The organism is Acidovorax sp. LjRoot74 (assembly GCF_964254355.1).
Lineage (GTDB): Bacteria > Pseudomonadota > Gammaproteobacteria > Burkholderiales > Burkholderiaceae_C > Acidovorax.
In genome coordinates this window covers 1,783,314-1,804,003 of record NZ_CAXUTI020000001.1, presented here as the reverse complement: position 1 = coordinate 1,804,003, position 20,690 = coordinate 1,783,314, and the positions used below count along the sequence as shown (strand labels likewise).

Annotated in this window: 15 protein-coding genes; 11 read left to right on the top strand and 4 right to left on the bottom strand. The window is 65.8% G+C overall.

What is annotated here, in order from left to right:
- Positions 1 to 272 precede the first annotated feature (272 nt).
- Positions 273 to 1,850 carry an alkyl hydroperoxide reductase subunit F gene (ahpF, locus tag ACSQ3O_RS08265; protein WP_436138488.1) on the bottom strand — a complete coding sequence of 526 codons (1,578 nt, stop codon included), beginning with the start codon at positions 1,848 to 1,850 and terminating at the stop codon, positions 273 to 275.
- 200 nt (positions 1,851 to 2,050) lie between these two features.
- Positions 2,051 to 2,626: an alkyl hydroperoxide reductase subunit C gene (gene ahpC, locus ACSQ3O_RS08260; protein ID WP_063462036.1), complete on the bottom strand. Its 576-nt coding sequence runs from the start codon at positions 2,624 to 2,626 to the stop codon at positions 2,051 to 2,053.
- A gap of 291 nt (positions 2,627 to 2,917) precedes the next feature.
- Between ahpC and bfr the strand changes: the two genes are divergently transcribed.
- The 5 genes from bfr to ACSQ3O_RS08235 all read left to right on the top strand — a co-directional run bounded on the left by bfr (position 2,918) and on the right by ACSQ3O_RS08235 (position 8,706).
- The gene (gene bfr, locus ACSQ3O_RS08255) at positions 2,918 to 3,394 is read left to right on the top strand and encodes a bacterioferritin (protein WP_436138487.1); all 477 of its coding nucleotides are present in this window, start codon (positions 2,918 to 2,920) and stop codon (positions 3,392 to 3,394) included.
- A gap of 494 nt (positions 3,395 to 3,888) precedes the next feature.
- Complete coding sequence (locus ACSQ3O_RS08250; RefSeq protein ID WP_137749539.1) at positions 3,889 to 4,197, top strand: DUF3649 domain-containing protein; 309 nt, start codon at positions 3,889 to 3,891, stop codon at positions 4,195 to 4,197.
- Positions 4,194 to 6,020, top strand: a complete 1,827-nt coding sequence (locus ACSQ3O_RS08245; RefSeq protein ID WP_436138486.1) for a PepSY-associated TM helix domain-containing protein — start codon at positions 4,194 to 4,196, stop codon at positions 6,018 to 6,020. Before ACSQ3O_RS08250 ends, ACSQ3O_RS08245 begins: the two co-directional genes overlap by 4 nt.
- A gap of 5 nt (positions 6,021 to 6,025) precedes the next feature.
- The gene (locus tag ACSQ3O_RS08240; protein WP_436138485.1) at positions 6,026 to 6,358 is read left to right on the top strand and encodes a DUF3325 domain-containing protein; all 333 of its coding nucleotides are present in this window, start codon (positions 6,026 to 6,028) and stop codon (positions 6,356 to 6,358) included.
- A 176-nt stretch (positions 6,359 to 6,534) separates the two neighbouring features.
- Positions 6,535 to 8,706, top strand: a complete 2,172-nt coding sequence (locus ACSQ3O_RS08235; protein WP_436138484.1) for a TonB-dependent receptor — start codon at positions 6,535 to 6,537, stop codon at positions 8,704 to 8,706.
- A 254-nt stretch (positions 8,707 to 8,960) separates the two neighbouring features.
- Here ACSQ3O_RS08235 and ACSQ3O_RS08230 read toward each other — a convergent pair whose 3' ends face one another.
- Positions 8,961 to 9,731: a hypothetical protein gene (locus tag ACSQ3O_RS08230; protein ID WP_436138483.1), complete on the bottom strand. Its 771-nt coding sequence runs from the start codon at positions 9,729 to 9,731 to the stop codon at positions 8,961 to 8,963.
- Positions 9,732 to 10,209: 478 nt separating this feature from the next.
- On the opposite strand from ACSQ3O_RS08230, the gene ACSQ3O_RS08225 reads away from it, so the two are divergent.
- The 6 genes from ACSQ3O_RS08225 (at position 10,210) to ACSQ3O_RS08200 (ending at position 19,430) form a co-directional block, all read left to right on the top strand.
- Positions 10,210 to 11,412: a PepSY-associated TM helix domain-containing protein gene (locus ACSQ3O_RS08225; RefSeq protein ID WP_436138482.1), complete on the top strand. Its 1,203-nt coding sequence runs from the start codon at positions 10,210 to 10,212 to the stop codon at positions 11,410 to 11,412.
- Positions 11,409 to 11,630, top strand: a complete 222-nt coding sequence (locus ACSQ3O_RS08220; RefSeq protein ID WP_436138481.1) for a hypothetical protein — start codon at positions 11,409 to 11,411, stop codon at positions 11,628 to 11,630. Before ACSQ3O_RS08225 ends, ACSQ3O_RS08220 begins: the two co-directional genes overlap by 4 nt.
- A 28-nt stretch (positions 11,631 to 11,658) precedes the next feature.
- Positions 11,659 to 13,908, top strand: a complete 2,250-nt coding sequence (locus tag ACSQ3O_RS08215) for a TonB-dependent receptor (RefSeq protein WP_436138480.1) — start codon at positions 11,659 to 11,661, stop codon at positions 13,906 to 13,908.
- Between the two features lie 174 nt (positions 13,909 to 14,082).
- The gene (locus tag ACSQ3O_RS08210) at positions 14,083 to 14,823 is read left to right on the top strand and encodes a DUF4198 domain-containing protein (RefSeq protein WP_436138479.1); all 741 of its coding nucleotides are present in this window, start codon (positions 14,083 to 14,085) and stop codon (positions 14,821 to 14,823) included.
- Positions 14,824 to 14,984: 161 nt separating this feature from the next.
- Entirely contained in the window at positions 14,985 to 17,126 is a 2,142-nt protein-coding gene (locus ACSQ3O_RS08205; RefSeq protein WP_436138478.1) for a TonB-dependent siderophore receptor, read from the top strand.
- A 126-nt stretch (positions 17,127 to 17,252) separates the two neighbouring features.
- Positions 17,253 to 19,430 (top strand): TonB-dependent siderophore receptor, encoded by a 2,178-nt coding sequence (locus ACSQ3O_RS08200; RefSeq protein ID WP_436138477.1) that lies wholly within the window; start codon positions 17,253 to 17,255, stop codon positions 19,428 to 19,430.
- 404 nt (positions 19,431 to 19,834) lie between these two features.
- Here ACSQ3O_RS08200 and ACSQ3O_RS08195 read toward each other — a convergent pair whose 3' ends face one another.
- Entirely contained in the window at positions 19,835 to 20,620 is a 786-nt protein-coding gene (locus tag ACSQ3O_RS08195) for a hypothetical protein (protein ID WP_436138476.1), read from the bottom strand.
- Positions 20,621 to 20,690: the final 70 nt, after the last annotated feature.

Sequence of the window (20,690 nt, the reverse complement as noted above, 5' to 3'; positions counted from 1 at the left end):
GAATGCCTGCGCCACGGAGGGGAGTCCTTCTCTGAAACGACAACGAATACAGAGCTGGCTCCATGCAGACGGACCGGGCTTCTGCATGCAGAAGATCGGTCGGTTGTGGCTGGCTGATTAACCAATTATATGAGAATAATTCTCAATATCAACTGGTGATTGGATATTCCACAAAAACAAAGCGGCTGACCGCTCCACGCAGTCAGCCGCTCATCTTTTGATAGCTATCAGCGCACTACCATTGCGCGCAGGCAGCCATTTCTATTGAAAAATCACGCAGCCCCGGCCACCACCGGCATGCGGATCAGGTGATCGAACGCGCTCAGCGCGGCCTTCGACCCTTCGCCTGCTGCGATCACGATCTGCTTGAACGGTACCGTGGTGCAGTCGCCCGCTGCAAACACGCCAGGCAGGTTGGTGCGGCCGTGCGAATCGACAATGATTTCGCCAAAGCGCGACAGCTCCACCGTGCCCTTGAGCCATTCGGTGTTGGGCACGAGGCCGATCTGCACAAACACACCTTCCAGCGCCACGGTGTGCTCCACGTTGGTGGCGCGGTCCTTGTACTTGAGGCCGTTCACCTTGCCGTCGGCGCCGGTGATTTCGGTCGTCTGCGCATTGGTGTGGATGGTCACGTTGGGCAGGCTCTTGAGCTTGTTGACCAGCACGGCGTCGGCCTTGAGCTGGTCGGCGAACTCGATCAGCGTGACATGCGCCACGATGCCAGCCAGATCGATGGCTGCTTCCACGCCGCTGTTGCCGCCACCGATCACGGACACGCGCTTGCCCTTGAACAGCGGGCCGTCGCAGTGCGGGCAGTAGGCCACGCCCTTGTTCTTGTACTCGGCTTCGCCGGGCACGTTCACGTTGCGCCAGCGGGCACCGGTGGACAGGATCACGGTCTTGGATTTGAGCGTGCCGCCGTTGGCCAGCTGCACTTCGATCAGGCCCCCGGGCTCGGTCGCAGGGACCAGCTTGTCGGCGCGCTGCAGGTTCATGATGTCCACGTCGTAGGCGCGGGTGTGGGCCTCCAGCGCGGCGGCAAACTTCGGGCCGTCGGTCTCCAGCACCGAGATGTAGTTCTCGATGGCCAGCGTGTCGTTGACCTGGCCGCCAAAACGCTCGGCCGCCACACCGGTGCGGATGCCCTTGCGGGCGGCGTACACGGCGGCTGCGGCACCTGCAGGGCCGCCACCGACGATGAGCACGTCATACGGCGCCTTGGCCGACAGCTTGGCGGCGTCGCGGGCGGCGGCGCCGGTGTCGAGCTTGGCCACGATCTCTTCGACCGACATGCGGCCCGAGCCGAACACCTTGCCGTTGAGGAACACCATGGGCACGGCCATGATTTCGCGGTCGGCCACTTCCTGCTGGAAGGCACCGCCTTCGATCACGGTGGTCTTGACCTGGGGGTTGACGATGGCCATGAGCGACAGCGCCTGCACCACGTCCGGGCAGTTGTGGCAGGTCAGGCTCATGTAGACCTCGAAGTTGAAGTCCCCTTCGAGCGCAGCGATCTGCTCGATCACCTCGGGCTCGACCTTGGGCGGGTGGCCGCCGGTCCACAAGAGGGCCAGCACCAGCGAAGTGAATTCATGGCCCAGGGGCAGGCCCGCAAAACGCAGGCTGTTGGTGGCGCCCACGCGCTGCAGGCTGAACGATGGCTTGCGCGCATCGTTGCCGTCGGTGCGCAGCGTGATCTTGTCGCTGCGCAGGGTTTGGATGGTCGTCAGCAGCTCGCGCATCTCGCGGGCGGTGTCGCTGTCGTCCAGGGACGCCACCAGCTCAAAAGGCTGCTGCACGCGCTCCAGGTAGGCAGAAAGCTGAGTCTTGAGTTGTTCGTCGAGCATGGTGGTGTCCTTTGAATTTCGATTTATAAGTTGGGGGCTGGGGTTGCTTTTGGCAACCCTGAAACCGCAACGGAGCCTGAGAAAAGGCGGAATACGGCGAAGTACGGGCGTAAAAAAGCCGGACGGCATGGCGCACAGGCACCATGACGCTGTCCGGCTGGGGAGCCCCACTCAAGGGGCTCTGCCGAATCAGTGGCAGCTTAGATCTTGCCGACCAGGTCCAGCGAAGGAGCCAGGGTCTTGGCACCTTCGTTCCACTTGGCAGGGCACACTTGGCCGGGGTTGGCAGCGGTGTACTGGGCAGCCTTGAGCTTGCGCACGGTTTCCTTCACGTCGCGGGCGATTTCGTTGGAGTGGATTTCGGCGGTCTTGATGATGCCGTCGGGGTTGATCACAAAGGTGCCGCGCAGTGCCAGGCCTTCTTCAGGGATGTGCACGCCGAAAGCGTTGGTCAGCTGGTGCGTTGGGTCGCCAACCAGGGGGAACTTGGCCTTGCCCACGGCGGGGCTGGTTTCGTGCCAGACCTTGTGCGAGAAGTGCGTGTCGGTCGTGACGATGTATACCTCGGTGCCAGCCTTCTGGAATTCTGCGTAGTGCTCGGCAGCGTCTTCGATTTCGGTGGGGCAGTTGAAGGTGAAGGCTGCAGGCATGAAGATCAGCACGGACCACTTGCCCTTCAGGTCGGCTTCGGTCAGGTCGATGAACTCGCCCTTGCCATTGCGGTTGACGAAAGCGGTGGTCTTGAACGGCTGAACGGGAGTGTTGATCAGGGACATTGCTGTTTCCTTTAGTGGTTGGTTGGTTAACTGAACAGGACTGAAGTCTAGGCCCTTTGAAGCCATGAATCCAATCAATTGATTTAATTCAATCAATTGTCTATGACTATATAACGACACACCTGCAACCCCAGAATCGGCCTTCACCACCCCAACGCCGCAAACGCGAACACAACTCAGCATCAAACGCAGCCATTGCGCAAAAACATGGGATTGCCTTGCACGGGTTGACGGGGGTCACGACAATCGGGGCCGCATTCACAGACACAACGAACCAGGAAGGAGTCCCCCATGAAAGGCGACGCACAAGTCATCGGCCATCTGCAGGCCCAGCTCAAGAACGAACTGACCGCCATCAACCAGTACTTCCTGCACTACCGCATGCTCAAGCACTGGGGCTTCGACAAGCTGGCCAAGAAGGAATACTCCGAATCCATCGGCGAGATGAAGCATGCCGACTGGCTCATGGACCGCATCTTCATGCTGGATGGCCTGCCCAATCTGCAGGACCTGGCCAAGCTGCAAGTGGGTGAGGATGTGCCCGAGATCCTGGCCTGCGACCTGCGTTCCGAACAAGGGGCCCAGGCCACCATCAAGGAAGGCATTGCCTACTGCGAAACGGTGCGCGACTATGTCTCGCGCGACCTTCTGCAAAAGATCCTCGACGACACCGAAGAGCACATCGACTTCCTCGAAACCCAGATCGATCTGATCGACAAGGTGGGCATTCAGAACTACCTGCAGTCGCAAATGAGCGACGCGGACTGATCCACAGAATTCTCCAGAGCGCTCCACGAAAACCGCCAAGAAGAAGAGAATCAAAAAAACGGGCTCCGGCCCGTTTTTTTGTGCCCGCTCGCTGCCTTTTTTATCGCCCTTGCCCCGGCTGCCATGCCCCCAGCCGTCACGGGTTGTTGCAAGTGCACATCAAAGACAGAAAATTCCCGCATTCATAAATGCGAATGCTTCTCAACAAAAGTAGAATACCGGCCTACGATCGGCGCCCGCGCCTGTGTCGCCCCTGCGATGTTGCTGTGGGTACCAGGCACGTGCTGCAGCCGAGTCCCATGACTTCCTGACTACCGAGCCAGCCAGTCAGCCCGGCCCCGCCGTCGGCTGCAGCCAGCGTTTGTGTGTTTTTTGTACCCACACCTGCCTGGAGCCTCCTTGCTGATGCTGCGCCGCACCGCCCGTCCCTGCCTTGCAGGGCCACGACCCCCTTCCTCTTGCCCCCGTACGCCCGGCGCCACCCGGGCACGGCCATGAAGGCCGCGCGCGTCGATGGACGCTACCGGCTGGCCATCACCTCCCGCGCCGTGGCCGCAGTAGGGGGCGGCTATGCGCTGGCGGCAGGTTTCACGGCGGCGCTGTCGCTGCTGCTTGCGCAGTGCATGCCGCGTGTGGAGGCCGTGCTCACGGCCACCATGCTCTCCTGGGTGGTGTATGCCGTCGCCGCAGGCTGGGCTTTTTATGCGCGCACCGCCTGGGGCGCCTGGGGCGGCACGCTGCTGCCCGCACTGGCGCTGGGCGCTTGCGCCATGGCACCGCAATGGATGAAAGCCGCCGCATGACCAGCACCACACTCCCCTCCCACACCCCGGCAGAACGGGCCCCAACAGCCACCGCCGCCAGCACCGCCCCTGAAGCTGCCCGCAAAGCCCAAAAGCCGAAGGTGCCCAACGACCGCGAAGGCTTTCGCCAGGCCATGTCGTGGCTGCACACCTGGGCGGGGCTGATCCTGGGCTGGCTGCTGTTTGCAATCTTCCTCACCGGCACGCTGTCCTTCTTCAAGAACGAGTTCAACCTGTGGATGCGCCCCGAGATGCATGGCCTGCAGCCGGTGGATGCCACCGACCCGCAGGTGGCGCAGAAGGCCCTGGACGCGCTGGTGCGCAAGGCACCCAGCGTCACACAGTGGATCATGCACCTGCCTGACGACCGCGACCCCGCCGTCAACATCCTGTGGCGCGGCACGGGCAACGGCCGCTTCGAGACGCTGCGCATGAACCCGCAAACCGGCGAGGCCATCGACACCCGCCAGACCATGGGCGGCGACTTCTTCTACCGCTTTCACTTCGAGCTGCGCACGGCGCAAAAGGGCCGCTGGGCCATCGAGGGCCGCTGGGTCGTGGGTGTGGCCACCATGCTGATGTTTGTGGCGCTGATCTCGGGGGTGATCACGCACCGCCGCATCTTCAAGGACTTCTTCACATTCCGCCCCACCAAGGGCGGGCAGCGTGCCTGGCTGGACGCGCACAACGTCACCGGCGTGCTGGTGCTGCCGTTTTACCTGATGATCACCTTCAGCGGGCTGATGATCTTCCACACGCTGTACATGCCTGCGGGCATTGCCACGGCCTACAAGGGGGAGAAAGGCGTGGACTCCAACGCGTACTTTGCCGACCTGCAGGGCGAGAAGGCCGAAAGCCGCCCCCGCCGTGGCGCCACCGACAAGGTCGAGCCCCTGCCCGCCATCGCCCTGCCGCCCATCCTGGCCGAGGCGCGCACCCGCTGGGACGGCGGGCGCATTGGCAGCGTGCAGGCGCGCCGCGATGCCAAGGGCCGCGCCGTGGTCGAAGTCACCCGCCACGAGGGTGACCGCCTGCAATACCGCCCGCCACGCCTGCTGTTTGATGCCACCACCGGCCAGTGGCTGGACCAGGCCGATGCCACCGGCCCTGCCGTCAAGACCTACGGCGTGCTGTATGGCCTGCACATGGCGCGGTTTGCCGATGTGAGCCTGCGCTGGGCGCTGTTTGGCTTTGGCCTGCTGGGCAGCCTGATGATTGCCACCGGTATGGTGCTGTGGTCGGTCAAGCGCAGCGCCAAGTCGCAGACGCAGGCCAGCCGCAAGGGCGCTGCCAACGCAGCGGATGCCGCCACACTAAAGATGCCGTTTGGAGAGCGCCTGGTGGCGGCCATCAACATCGCCACGCTGGCGGGGCTGCCGCTGGCCTGCGGCGTGTACATCGCCTCCAACCGCCTGATCCCGCTGGGCACCGAGGGCCGGGCCGATGTGGAGCTGGCCTGGTTCTTCAGCACCTGGGGCCTGGCCCTGCTGTGGGCGCTGGCCAGCGCCGTGGTGCGGCCCAGCCGCGTGGGCTGGTCGGTGCCGCTGGGCGCTGCGGGGCTGGTGTGGGCGCTGCTGCCGGCCATCAACGCCCTGACCACCCACACCCACCTCGGCATCACGCTGCCTGCAGGTGAGTGGGTATGGGCCAGCATGGACCTGGCCTTCCTGGCCACCGGGCTGCTGCTGGGCTGGCTGTCATGGCGCCTGCGCCCGGGCCGCTTGCCCCGGGGCACCACCGCAGCGGCCAAGGCGCCCCGCGCGGCACCAGCGGCAGCCTTGCCCGCTGCGCCCGATGTGTCTGTTTCAACGTCGGGGGCCTGAGCACCATGTCCGCTTTTCTGCTGTGTTTTGCGGCCTGGTCGGCCATTGCGCTGGGCATGGACCGCCACCACGAAGACGCCACAGGCCGCGAAGGTGCGGCCCGCCGCCTGCAACAGCTGCGCCGCGCCGGATGGTTGCTGCTGTTGCTGTCGCTGTGGCTGGCCGCACACCCCGCCGGTGGCGTGCCTGCCTCGCTGGGCGTGACCGCATGGACGGTGGCCCTGTCGGTGGCCGCTGTGGCCGTGACGGCCGCCGTGACCTGGCAGCCCCGCCGCGCGCCCCTGCTGGCAGGGGTGGCCCTGGTGGCGGGCCTCTCCGCCTGGGCCTGGGGTTGGTGAGCGCGAAGGACGCTGCGGCCCTGCTGGCGCGTCGCTCCTCCTGATCCGCCCCCTCTACTGCTTTCTTTTTCACCCGCTCTCCGCGCCCCTCCCAGCCAAGGCCCCATGGGCCTGCGCCAGGCCCGGTGCCAGCGGAGCCGTTCTCCACCGCGTTGCGCACACACCAAGGACAAACCATGCACGCACCTTCCCACCGCCCCTTCCGCCACCCCCAGGCCCTGCACCCGCTGGCTGCCGCCGTGCTGGCTGCTTTCTGCGGCACCGCACTGGCACAAACCACCGCGCCTGCCGCCCCGACCCAGACGCTGGGCGAGGTCACCGTGCAATCCACCAGTGGCGATGACGGCTATGCGCCCGCCGCCAGCACCTCGGCCACCAAAGGCAGCGCACCGCTGCGCGACGTGCCCCAGGCCGTGAACGTGGTGCCCGAGCAGCTGCTGCGCGACCAGGGCGCGCGGTCGATGGAAGACGCGCTGCGCAACGTGCCCGGCGTGGCCATGAGCCATGGCGACGGCCAGCGCGACCAGGTGGTGATCCGTGGCTTCACCGCGATTGCCGACCAGTTTGTGGACGGCGTGCGCGACGACGCGCTGTACTTCCGCGACCTGGCCGACATCGAGCGCGTGGAAGTGCTCAAGGGCCCTGCCGCCGTGCTGTACGGACGTGGTTCGTCGGGCGGCCTGATCAACCGCGTGACCAAGAAACCCAAGTTTGGCGAGACCTCGGGCGAGGCATCGCTGGGCCTGGGCAATTTCGACTACCGCCGCGCCACGGCCGACGTGAACGTGGGCATCAGCGACACCGCAGCCTTCCGCATCAATGCCGCCGTCGAAGACTCGGGCAGCTACCGCGACCAGCAGTTTGTGAAGCGCCACAACTTCGCGCCGTCGCTCGCGCTCAAGCTCGCCGCGCAGACCGACCTGCTGCTGCAGTACACCAACGCACGCGACAAGCGCCTCACGGACTTCGGCATCCCGGCGCTGAACGGTCGCCCCGTCAACGTGCCCGCCAGCACCTACTACGGCTCCAGCAACGCGGCGCAGGACGACACCACCACCAGCACCATGCAGTCGTTCACGGCCACGCTCAACCACCGCTTCAACGACGACTGGTCGGTGCGCAACGTCACGCGCCTGTACGACTACACGCTGGACCGCTACAACACCCTGCCCGGCGGCACCACCGACCCGGTGAACCTGACGGTGGGGCGCACCCGGGCCTTCATCCTGCGCGACGAAAAAGGCGTCTTCAACCAGACCGACGTCACCTGGCGCAACCAGCTCGGCGGCTTCAAGCAAGAGTGGCTGATGGGCGTGGAACTGGGCCAGCAGAAAAAACGCTCTGAATCCGTCTCTGGCGGTGCGGACCGTGTGTCCATCTTTAACCCCATCGCCGCAGCACCCGTCATCCCGGCAGCCAACTACAACGCCGACAACGCCATCCCCAGCCACACCACGCAGGACACTGCCGCGCTCTACTGGCAAAACCAGATCACACTCGCGCCCCAATGGAAGGCACTGGTGGGCGCACGCTACGACGTGTTCGGGCAAGAGACCACGTTCGACCGCAAGCTCGCCACACTCTCGCGCACCGACAAAAAGTTCAGCCCCCGCGCAGGCCTGGTGTGGCAGCCCAGCGATGCCGTCTCGTACTACGTGTCGTACAGCAAATCCTTCCAGCCCTCGGCTGAAGCGTTTGCCCTGGCAACCAACATCGCGGCCGCCGAGCCAGAGATCACCGAAAACAAGGAAATCGGCGTCAAGCTCGACCTGCTCGATGGCCGCATGAATGTGACCGGCGCGCTCTTCAACCTGGAGCGCACCAACATCAAGAACACCGACCCCACCAACCCCTCGCGCCAGATCAACGTGGGCACCCAGCGCACCAACGGCCTGGAGCTGACCATGAGCGGCCGCCTGCCCGGCCGCTGGGACGTGAGCGCAGGCTACGCCTGGCTGGACGGCCGCATGACGAAGTCACTGGCCACCACCACCTCCACCCAGTTGCCCACCGCCGCCATCGCAGCCCAGGGCAAAGTGCCCGCACTCACGCCCCGCAACTCGGCCTTCCTCTGGGCCATGAAGGACCTGGGCCACGGCCTGCGCGTGGGTGGCGGCGTGAACCACGTGGGCGCCCGCTTCACCTCGCTCACCAACCTGGTCACCCTGCCCGCCTACACCACGGTAGACGCCGCCCTGCAGTACACGCTGGGCCAGTGGGATGTGGACGTGAACATCAAGAACCTGGCCAACCGCAAGTACTACGTGTCCAGCCACGGCAGCAATGACAACCTGATCCTGCCCGGCTCGCCGCGCGCGGTGCAGGTGACATTGCGGACGCGGTTCTGAGGGGGGGGTGAGTGGCGGAAGGGGGCAAGCCCAAATTTTTCAAGAGATTTTGGCCTCTTCCGCCTGATGGTCATCGCTTCATAGCTACTAATTCAATAGCAAAAGACCTACCCATCGGAGTACCTCTTTTTGCCAGAGCGCCAAACGCCGGATGCCTCACAAGGGCAGTGAACGGGTCGCAGTAGAGCGCTTAGAACCCGGCGTGACGGTCATGCCCATTGCGCTGCGAGCCCCTCCAACAAACCCGCTCCGCCTCATGGCGGCGTCCCGCCCTTCTTGTGCACCTTGAAACTTTCATCCAGGTAGACCGAAGAACCCGTCATGCCATAGCCTTCACAGACGAACCCGCTCAAAGGAAGCACACCCGGAGGATCAATGATCCGGCCTCTCGCCTCCTTGTACTTCTTGCCAGCACGCCGCGAATCAATGGTGGTGTTGGTCAGGTAGTTGAGGCTCACGCGGTGGGAGGCGTTGCTGGAATAGTCTTCGTCGTCCTGCTGCTCGCCGATGTGTTCCAGGTCTTTGATCTTGGCGTTATAGCGGAACTGCAGCGTGAAGCCCAAGAACCGGGCGGCGTCTGCGTAGTAGACCGCCTGAACGAACAATGAATTGTTCTTGATTTCCAGGTTGTAGAACTTGCTGGGGTGGCAGAACTCGCCAGACGTTGAGAGCACCTGATAGCTGCCATCCGCCCTTCCGGTCAGGACAAGCAACCGCTCCTCTCGCTGCCCTTCTCCTTTGTGCTTTGTCAGTAAAAGGGCCAGATCGGGGACGCCATCGCCGTTCAAGTCGCCTTCTGCAGTGGTCCAGACAAAGTCGGGATGCCGAAACTCGGGGGCTATTGCGAGCCGGGCCCTTTGCTCTGCGGATGTGTTTCCGTCTGCGGCATGTGCATTGCCCACACACAGCATGGCCAGAACAGCGGGCCCGAGCAAGGCAGCCCCGTGCAGCGCCCGACACAAGGCACCCATGCAAGCCGCAGATGCGTGCGCGGCAGGCTGAACAGCGCGGGATATCGTGGACACGGAACTCTCCTGAAAGCGGCTAGCAGCCTGGGTTTGAAGCCGATGCACGGCTTTCAAACGCAAGTGTGAATGCCTGCAAAACCAGCGTGTTGTGGCGATGGGAATATAGCCTGCAGACTCCAACCCCGCCCTGTATCCGCAGCCCCTGCGCGCAACCCCCCCCCTCCCGCACAGCGCCTGATGGGCAGCAGGCGGAGCCGATTTCGCAACACCCCGACTCCATACGCAATCACGAATAAAAACAATTCCTATTTGCAATGTAAAATTAGGTTTCCGCAAGCCACAGCCCTCCCCCGGAGCCTTTTTTGAACAGGCCTCCCGGCTGCAGCCAGCACCCACCGTCTTTCGATGTTTCCGGGTTGTCTGGCTTGATGAACCACTTTTTCGCCTTCTCTGTTGCGACAGCGCGCCCCGTGCCGTGGGCGGCGCTGACGGTGGTGCGACTGCCCGACGGCCCTTGCCACCCCGCCCCCACGCCATGCTGAGCCCCACCGCCCTGCGCCGCTGGAGCTGGACCCACAAGTGGTCCAGCCTGGTGTGCACCGTCTTCATGCTGCTGCTGTGCATCACCGGCCTGCCGCTGATCTTTCACCACGAAATTGGCCACCTGCTGGGCACCGAGGTCGAAGCGCCCGCCATGCCCGCCAACACGCCGCGCGCCAGCCTCGACAAGGTGCTGGCCACCGCGCACGCGCTGCACCCCGAGCGCGTGGTGCAGTTCGCGTCGCACGCCGAGGACGACAACAACGTGTGGTTCGTCACGCTGACACCCACACCGGCGCCCACGGACGATTTCAAGTCGGTGGCGGTGGATGCGCGCACGGCCCAGGTGCTGGCGCAGCCACGGTTTGACGAGGGTTTCATGCATGTGATGTTCCGCCTGCATGTAGACCTGTTCGCGGGGCTGCCGGGCAAGCTGTTCCTGGGTTTCATGGGCTTGCTTCTGCTGGTGGCCATCGTCACGGGCGTGGTGCTGTATGCGCCGTTCATGCGCAAGCTGGCGTTTGGCGAGGTGCGGCGGGACCGCTCCACTCGGGTGAAGTGGCTGGACCTGCACAACCTGCTGGGCATCGTCACGCTGGTGTGGGCGTTTGTGGTGGGCGGCACGGGCATGATCAATACGTGGGCCGACCTGCTCATCAAATACTGGCAGTACGACCAGCTCTCGGTGCTGCTCAAGCCCTATGAAGGCCAGCCCACTGTGCCCGCCGCCGAGCGCGGCCCGCTGCAGCAGGCGCTGGAGGTGGCGCAGGCCCAGGCGCCGGGCACCAAGCTGTCGTTCATTGCGTTCCCGGGCACGGCGTTCTCCAGCCCGCACCACAACACGTTTTTCATGCGCGGGAACGAGCCGCTCACCTCCAAGCTGCTCAAGCCGGTGCTGGTGGATGCACGCACGGCGCAGGTCACCGCGTCGCCCACGCTGCCGTGGTACCTGACGGCGCTGCTGGTGTCGCAGCCGCTGCACTTTGGCGACTACGGCGGCATGCCGATGAAGATCCTCTGGGCGCTGCTCGACATCGCCACCATCGTGGTGCTGGGCAGCGGGCTGTACCTGTGGCTGCGCAAGGGCGTGCAGACGGCGAGCCCATCGGCCCACGCGGCTGGCCACCCCACGGGCGGTTTTGCAGGCGGCGCATTGCCTGCATCGGGTGCGGCGCGCACCACCGAGGGGGCCGCATGAAAAAGCACAGCCCTTTCTGGACCCTGTGGGGCTGGCCCATCGTGATGGGCGTGCTCTCCACCACCGGGCTGCTCACGGCCCTGGTATCCGACACCTGGGGCGACTGGTGGTCGTGGGTGGCGCTGGGTGTGCCGGTGGCGGTGATGGGCTGGTACAGCTGGCCACGCACATCGGCTGCAGCCGATGTTTCCGGCACGTCTTCCTCTGCTCCGCGCTGAGTTCCTTGTTTCTTTGATCTTCTTCTCCATGCGTTCCGCACCCTCACCCCACACCGCCCCGCTGCTGCGCCCTGCGTTTTCTGCCACCCCTGCTGCACTGGCTGCGGCCGTGATGGTGCTGGCCCTGGCCGCACCTGCGCTGCATGCGCAGCAAGCCGCCGCCCGCGCCACTGCGGGCGAGGCCAGGACCCTGTCTACCGTCACCGTGAACGCCAGTGCAGACGCTTCGGCCCAGGGCCTGTCGCCCGCCTACCCCGGCGGCCAGGTGGCACGTGGCGGCCGCGCGGGCATCCTGGGCACCAAGGACGCGATGGAGACACCGTTCTCCGTCACCAGCTACACCAACGAGCTGATCCAGGACCGCCACGCCCGCAGCGTGGGTGACGTGCTGCAGAACGACCCCACGGTGCGCGTGGCGCGGGGCTTTGGCAATTTTCAGGAGTCGTACTTCATTCGCGGCTTCCTGCTGGGATCGGACGACACGGCGTACAACGGCCTGTACAGCCTGTTGCCGCGCCAGTACATCGCCACCGAGCTGTTCGAGCGCGTGGAGGTGCTGCGCGGTGCATCGGCCTTTTTGAACGGTGCCAGCCCCAATGGCGGCGGCATTGGCGGCAGCATCAACCTGCTGCCCAAGCGTGCGCCCAACGAGCCCCTGAACCGCGTGACCTTTGGCGTGGCCAGCGGCGGCCAGACGCAGGTGGCTGCCGACGTGGCCCGCCGCTTCGGGCCGGACGGCAACACCGGCATCCGCGTGAATGCCGCCTCGCACAATGGCGGCACCGGCGTGAAGGATGAAGATGTGCAACTGGGCCTGCTGGCTGTGGGCCTGGACTGGCGCAGCCGCGACGTGCGCCTGTCGGGCGACATCGGCTGGCAAGAGCACAAGCTCAAGAACACCCGCACCAACGTGACGCTGGGTGCCACCGCCACGCAGGTACCCACGGCACCCGACAACGCCACCAACTTCGCCCAGCCCTGGACCTATTCCAACGAGCGCGACACCTTTGGCACGCTGCGCGGCGAGTGGGACATCACGCCCGACGTGACCGGCTGGGCTGCGGCAGGCGCGCGCCGGGGCACCGAGGCGAATTCGCTGGCCAACCTCACGGTGGCCAACAGCAGCACGGGCGCAGGCACCACCTACCGTTTTGACAACACCCGCAAAGACAGCGTGAACACCGGCGAGCTGGGCCTGCGCGGCAAGCTGCAGACCGGCAGCGTGGGCCACGAATGGGTGATGGTGGCCTCGCACTTCAGCGCAGACAAGAAGAACGCGTATGCCATGGACTTTGGCAACACGCAGGCCACCAACCTCTACCACCCCGTGTCCTCGGCCCTGCCCGCCCTGAGCACCAACACCCTCCGGGGCGGCGACCTGGCCGACCCGCGCCCGACCGGCAGCACGCGCCTGAGCAGCCTGGCCTTAGGCGACACCCTGTCGCTGCTCGGCAACCGCCTGCTGCTCACGGCCGGCCTGCGCCACCAGTCGCTGGAGATCGCCAACTACGCCTACGGCACGGCCGTGCAGACCGACCGCTACGACCAGAGCCGCACCAGCCCGCTGCTGGCCGCCGTCTACAAGCTGGACAAGGGCGTGTCGGTGTATGCCAACTATGTGGAAGGCCTGAGCCAGGGCCAGACCGCGCCCAGCACGGCCGCCAACCGGGGCGAGATGCTGGAGCCCTATGTCTCCAGGCAAAAAGAAGTGGGCGTGAAGTTTGACGGCGGCCGCGTGGGCGGCAGCGTGGCCCTGTTCACCACCACCAAGCCGCGCGCCTATGTGGGCAGCGACAACCTGTTCCGCAGCAATGGCCGGGACCGCCACCAGGGCATCGAGCTGGCCGTGCAGGGCGAAGCCACCAAGGGCCTGCGCCTGCTGGGCGGCCTGACCTGGCTGGATGCCAAGCAGCAGAACACCGGTGCCGCCAGCACCGACGGCCGCCGCGTGATTGGCGTGCCCAAGCTGCAGGCCAACGTGGGCGCCGAATGGGATGTGCCCGGCGTGAGCGGCCTGGCCGTGGACGGCCGCATGGTGCACACCGGCGCCGTGTATGCCAACGCCACCAACACCCTGCGCGTGCCGGGCTGGAACCGCCTGGACCTGGGCGTGCGCTACCTTACCGAGGTGCAGGGCCGCCTGGTGACCCTGCGCGCCCGTGTGGACAACGCGACCAACCGCAACTACTGGGCTTCATCGGGCGGCTACCCCGGCGCGGGCTACCTGGTGGTGGGCGCACCACGCACGTTCTCTTTGAGCGCCAGCGTCGATTTCTGACGCACCCCGGGCGGCGCCGTTCAGCCAGCCGCCCGGCAACCAGCCACCCAGCGCCTGACCACCGGGCGCAGGCAGCCAACTTCTTTCGCACAGGTATTGCGCGTGGCCCCGCCGGGGGCTCGCACGCCCTGTGCACTCACCAATTTTTGTTGAAACCACCGAAAGGAAACTGCCATGCCATCGTCCCTGCGCCTCAAGGCCCCGCTGCTCGCCACCCTGCTCGCCTGCGCGTCCATCGCGGCCGTCACCAGCGCCCACGCCCACCAGGTGTGGCTGGAAAACGCGGGCGGCCAGGCCCGCCTGCACTTTGGTGAGTTCAATGAAAACCTGCGCGAATCCTCGCCCGGCGCGCTCGACAAGTTCCTGGGTGCGCCCGCGCTCGACCAGCGCAGTACGGCAGGCACGCAGCGCCTGGAAGGCAAGCTGGGCAAAGACGCCTTCAGCTACACCACGCAAGCCGATGCGCAGGCGCTGTTTGCCACGGCCAGCTACCCGCTGATCGACCGCAGCAAGCGCAACCAGCCCGCCATGCTGTGGGTGCCCGCCGCGCGCTGGGTGGCCAACGCGGGCCAGGCCACCGAAGCCAATGCCAAGGCGCTGGACCTGGTGCCCACCGGCAAGCCCGGCGAGTTCAAGGTGGTGTTCAACGGCGCCCCCCTGCCCAAGGTGCAGGTGGAAATGGTGGCGCCCTCGGGCTGGTCGCGCGGCGAACAAAGCGGCGACGACGGCACGGTGACCTTTGCCCTGCCCTGGAAGGGCCAGTACGTGGCCGAAGTCAAGCACAGCGACAAGACCGCCGGTGAAGCCCAGGGCAAGCCTTATGGCGAAGCCAGCTACGTGACCACGCTGAGCTTTGTGCAGAAGGACGGCATGGCGTCGCCCGCCCTGCCCGAGCCACCCGCCAAGGGACACTGATCTGCGGGGCCCATCGGGCCCCCGCACCACCTTGAACCTGCCCCACCCGTGCAGCGCCGCAGCGCCACGGGTTTTTTGTGGCTGCGCCGCGCCTTTCTTTTGAAAGAAAAAGGCTTCTCCGCGCTCTGCACAACGGTTTTAAGCTACTAAATCAATAGCATATGATCCACCATCATCTTCTGCGCACCGCCATCGCCCAGGCCGTGCTGCTGGCCCTGTACGGCACCGCCCAGGCACAGACGGCCAGGACCGACGACACGGCCCCCGCCGCTCCCGCCACCACCACGGCCGCACCCTCTCTGCGCCAGGTGGATGTGGTGGACTCCACCGCAGGCGCTGCCGCCACGCCCGCGCGCCGCGCACAAAGCAGCTCGCGCCTGGGCTTGTCGGTGCTGGAGACGCCGCGCTCGGTCAGCGTGATCGACGGCGCACTGCTGGAGCAGCAGATGGCCACCACCGAACGCGACGTGCTGCGCAACGCATCGGGCGTGTCGGCGCGCACCGAGTATTACGGCTCGTACTCGCAGTTCGCCATCCGGGGGCTGTGGGCCAACAACATCAACAACTACCTGCGCGACGGCGCCAAGTTCTCGCACCTGCTGGACCCACCGCTGTTCAACATCGACCGCGTGGAAGTCATCAAGGGCCCTGCCGCGCTGGAGTTTGGCCAGGTCGCGCCCGGCGGCCTGATCAACTACGTGAGCAAGCGCCCCCAGGCCGAGGCCCTGCGCACGGTGAAGATCGGCGCAGGCAGCCACGGCTGGCGCAATGCCGACTTCGACCTGACCGGCCCGCTCAATGCCGATGGCACGCTGCGCTACCGCCTGGACGGCGGCGCCAGCCGGGGCGGCAGTTTTGTGGATGGCAACACACCGCGCAAACAGGGCGTGGCGGGCAGCCTGGAGTGGCAGATCACGCCCGACACCCTCTGGCGCGCGCAGGCCGAGACCCAGAGCAGCGAGGGCGTATCGACCGTAGGCCTGGCCGTACCCGACCCCAAGAACCCACGCAGCGCCGATGTGCTGCCCGTGGGTGCGTTCTATGGCGAGCGCTGGCTCAACACCAAAGGGAGCCTGCGCTTTTACTCCACCGAGCTGCAGCACCGCTTCGCCAACGGCATCGAAGGCCGCGTTCACCTCTCGCGCAACGAAACCAACCGCAACGTAAACCTCCCCTCGCCCATGGGCCCCGTCACCAATGGCAAGGTGACGCGCGGCTACTGGCTGGCGCCGGGGCAGGAATACACCTCGGACACCGCGCTGGCCGAACTGCGCGCCAAGGTGCAGACCGGAGCCGTGCAGCACCAGCTGCTGGCGGGGCTGGACTGGCGCGCCAACGCAGGCATCTACGGCGCAGTCACCCGGGGCAACCTGGGCACCATCGACCTCTACAACCCCATCGCGGGCCTGGTGCCGCCCGTGGCTTCCACGGGCGTGACCCGGCTGTCCACGGATGCACGCAACACCGGCCTGTTTGTGCAGGACCGCCTGACGCTGGGCGACTTTGGCCTGCTGCTGGGCCTGCGCCATGACCGCTTCAAGGACGCCTACACCACCCCCGTCACCGACCTGGGCAAGACCCAGCCCAGCGCCGCACTGACCTGGCAGCCGCGCCCGGGCAGCATGGTCTACGCCAGCCACGCGCGCTCGTTCCAGGCCAACTCGGGCACGCTGGTGTGGGGCGCGCAGTCGGCCCCGCCTTCGGAGGGCAAGCAGCTGGAAGTGGGCTGGAAGCAGGAATGGCTGGACCAGCGCCTGATGACCACCGTGTCGGCCTTTGACCTGGAGTTCACCAACGCCCCCGCCAACGACCCCGCGCACCCGGGCTACTCGGTGCTCACGGCCCGCCAGCGCATCAAGGGCATCGAGCTGGAGCTGCAAGGCCGCATCACCCCCGGCTGGACGGTGACGGCCAATGCGAGCTTCCACGACCCCAAGGTGCTGGCAGACACCGTAGCCGGTGCCAACGTGGGCAACCGCGTGGGGCTGGCCACGCGCCGCACCGCATCGCTGTGGACGCAGTACCGCCTGCCCCAGCTGCCCGGCCTGTGGGTGGGTGGCGGCCTGGTGCACCAGGGCGACAAGTTCACCGCCAACGACAACCTGTGGCGCCTGCCCGGCTACACCGTGGCGGACCTGGCCGTGGGCTACCAGTTTGCGGGTGGCGTGCGAATACAGGCCAACCTGAAGAACGCGGGCAACCGCCGCTACTACCTGGATGGATCGACCACCGCCGCAGGCTTTGCCGCGGTGGTGCCTGGCACGCCCCGCAGCCTGCAGGTGTCGCTGGACTACACGTTCTGACGGCCCGCTCGCAGGCTCCGCGCATCCCTACCGCCCGGCCCGCCTTCCAGCCCGCAATCAGGCATGCACCACGCCGTGCCTGGTTGCGGGCTTGAACCTCTTTTCAACCATCGGAGAAACAGCACCATGCCATCTCGCATCACCGTTTGCCGCACGGCCATCGCGCACGCGGCCCTGCTCGCCCTGTGCGGCGCGGCCCACGCGCAGCAGGCCGCGCCCAATGCACCTAACGCGCCTGCCGCAGAGAAGGCCCTCGCCCCCGTCACCGTGAGCGCAGGCGCCGAGCAGGAGAACCCCACCGCGCCCGTCAGCGGCTTTGTGGCCAAGCGCGCCCTGAGCGCCACCAAGACCGACACCCCGCTCATCGAAACCCCGCAGGCCATCAGCGTGATCACGCGCGACCAGATGGAAGCCCAGGGCGTGCAGACGCTGCGCCAGGTGACGGCGTACACGGCCGGTGCGGTGTCGAACTATTTCGACAGCCGGGTGGACAGCTTCAGCGCGCGCGGCGGCACCGTCAGCCAGTACCAGGACGGCCTGCTGCGCATCTACGGCACCTACAACACCAGCCGCCCCGACCCCTACACGCTGGAGCGGGTGGAGTTTCTGCGGGGCCCCACCTCGGTGCTGTATGGCCAGGGCAGCGTGGGCGGTGTGCTCAACCTCACCAGCAAACGCCCGCAGGCCGAAACGCTGCGCGAGGTGCAGGTGCAACTGGGCAATAACAACCGCAAGCAGATCGCGGCCGACATGACCGGTGCGCTCGACGCTGAAGGCCAGTGGCTCTACCGCCTGGTGGCGGTGGGCCGCGACAGCGGAACACAGGTGGACCATGTCAGCGACGACCGTGTCGTGCTCATGCCCAGTTTGACGTGGAAGCCTAATGCCGACACATCCCTCACGCTGCAGGCAATGCATCAGCAGGACAAGAGTGGCTCGCTGATCGGCTTTTTCCCATGGCAGGGCACGCAGTTGCCCAGCCGCTACGGCCAGATCCCGCGCAACACCTTCATCAGCGAACCGGGCTGGGACGCGTACGACACCACCAACAACTCGTGGGGCTACCTGTTCAGCCACCGCCTGAACGCCGACTGGACTGTGCGCCAGAACCTGCGCCGCACCGTGAGCGAAGTGGACTACCGCACCATCTACACCAGCTTCACGGCCAACGCCGCCACCGGCCGCCCGGCGCGCCCCGTGTTCAACAGCGACAACCGCACCCTCGTGCGCGACGCGGTGTGGAACCTCAACACCGGCCGCATGTTGCTCATTGATACGCAGCTTGAAGGCAAGCTGCAGGCAGGCAGCACTGAACACACCGTGCTGGCGGGCCTGGACGTGCAGCGCAACCACACCGGCCAGAAAGCCTGGCGCGCCGTGGCACCGGCCATCGATGTCTACAACCCCGTGTACGGCAACTTCACGCCGCCCACAGCCGCGCAGCTGGTGCGCCAGCCGAACGTCGTGCAAAAACAGCTGGGCTTCTACGCCCAGGACCAGATCCAATGGGGCCGCTGGACCGCCACGCTGGGCCTGCGCCATGACAGCGTGCAGACCGACACCGAAGGCCGCCCCGCAGCCGCAGTGGACGACAAGGCCTGGACCAAGCGCGCAGGCGCCACCTACCAGATGGACGGCGGCTGGGCACCGTATGTGGGCTACTCTGAATCCTTCCAGCCCCTGGGCGGCGTGGACGTGTACGGCACACCCTACAAGCCCCAGCGCGGTGAGCAGTGGGAGGCCGGCGTGAAATGGCAGCCACCCGGCCAGGGCATCAGCGCCTTTGCCGCCGTCTACCAGTTGCGCGAGAAGAACCGCAAGACCACCGACCCGAGCAACCCGCTCAACAGCCTGCAGATCGGCGAAGTCAAGGTCAAGGGCTTCGAAGCCGAGGTGCAAGCCAGCCTGGCCCGCAACTGGGACTTCACCGTGGGGTATGCCTTCACCGACGCCAAGATCAGCCGCAGCAACGCGGGCGACCAGGGCACCCCGGTGGCCAGCGTGCCCAAGCACACCGCATCCGCCTGGCTGAGCCACCGCTTTGCCAGCGAAGGCCGTGGCGGCTGGACCGTGGGCGCGGGCGTGCGCTACACCGGCTCGCAGTGGAGCGGCACCAGCGCCATCAGCACCCCGGCCGCCACCCTGGCCGATGCCATGGTGGCCTACGACGCAGGCGACTGGCGCGTGGCCTTCAACGTGGTCAACCTGACCGACAAGGTGCACATCACCCAGTGCCTGGCGCGCGGCGATTGCTTCTATGGCCAAGCGCGGACGTACACGCTGACTTCGACGTACCGGTTCTGAAGCGGTGGGAAGATTCTGGTTTAAAGAAATTCAAGCCAGAACGGGCTTCTCCGCACAATGGATAAGCGGTTTCAGCTATCAAAACAGGAGTAAATAAAAAGCCCCGGCTCACGGATGAGCCGGGGCTTTTTTTGCGGTCTGCTGACCAAAAGCACTTCGTTGGCCCTTAAGGCGATGGCACATCCCTCGCCGACCGCTGCCCTTGCCGGTAGAAATAGAAGCTCATCAGCCCTCCGCCAAGAATCTGCAACCAGCCCCAAAAGAAGGCTGAACCACCGGCAAACAGCAGGCAGTGCAATACAAGAGCCGTCCCTGCAAGAACCGACAGGATTCTGGGCAAGCGCTTGTCGATTCGATCAGCTTTTGCCCCCATCCGGTGGGAACCAAGCTGACATGCAGCGGCATCAGTGGCCCCCAAACCGCCCCACCTGCCGCAGCCCACCCGTCAAGCGCCACAGGCTGATGCACCAGCCATCACACCCTTCCGACACCACCAGCCCGGGCAGGTCGTTGCCATCGATATCGACATGGCTCTCGGGGGTGCCAGGCACCTCGCCCATGTAGGCAAAAGCACCTTCGCTACCGCGCACAAAAACATGGTGCCTTTGCGCCTGGTAAAACGCGGCCGCGTCGCGCACCACCTTGCCGGGCACCACCACCGTGGTGCGCGCGCCTGGGGCGCTGTGGGGCTGCTGGATCGACCTGGCACCGTCCCACTGGAGCTGGCGCGACAGCCCGCCAAAGCGGCGCGTGTCGGACTGGATGTAGGCCTGCAGCTCGGTGCGGTGGTCGGGGTCGATCTTGCGCACATCCCACTGAGGGGTGGCGGGTGGTGCGAGCGAGAACAGCGCGTACTGGCGGCGGTCACTCTGGCGGGCCGGACCTTGCACCGTCACCCCGGTCACGTCCCCGTCATCGGCGCCGGACTGGGTCTTGAACACCTCAGCTTGGCACTGGTACTTCGCCCCGGCTTGCAAGGCAAACACCGCCTTGCCCATGTTGCAGTGCTGCACCAACCGCTGAACCTGGGCCTTGTCGTCAAAACGGGCCATGACCTGGTCGGCATCGGGGGGCAAAAGAGCAAAGAAGAGTCCACCAAGGGTGCTGTGGCTTTCTTTCTCCGTGCCCGCGATGGCAGGCCATGCGCAGGACAGAACCAGCAATGGAACAAGCAGACGCTTCAACAGCATGGGCCCAACCTCCTGAAGAGAAGGAATGGTAGCGATCCTCCGCAAAGGCACAGGCTCGGCCTCACCACGC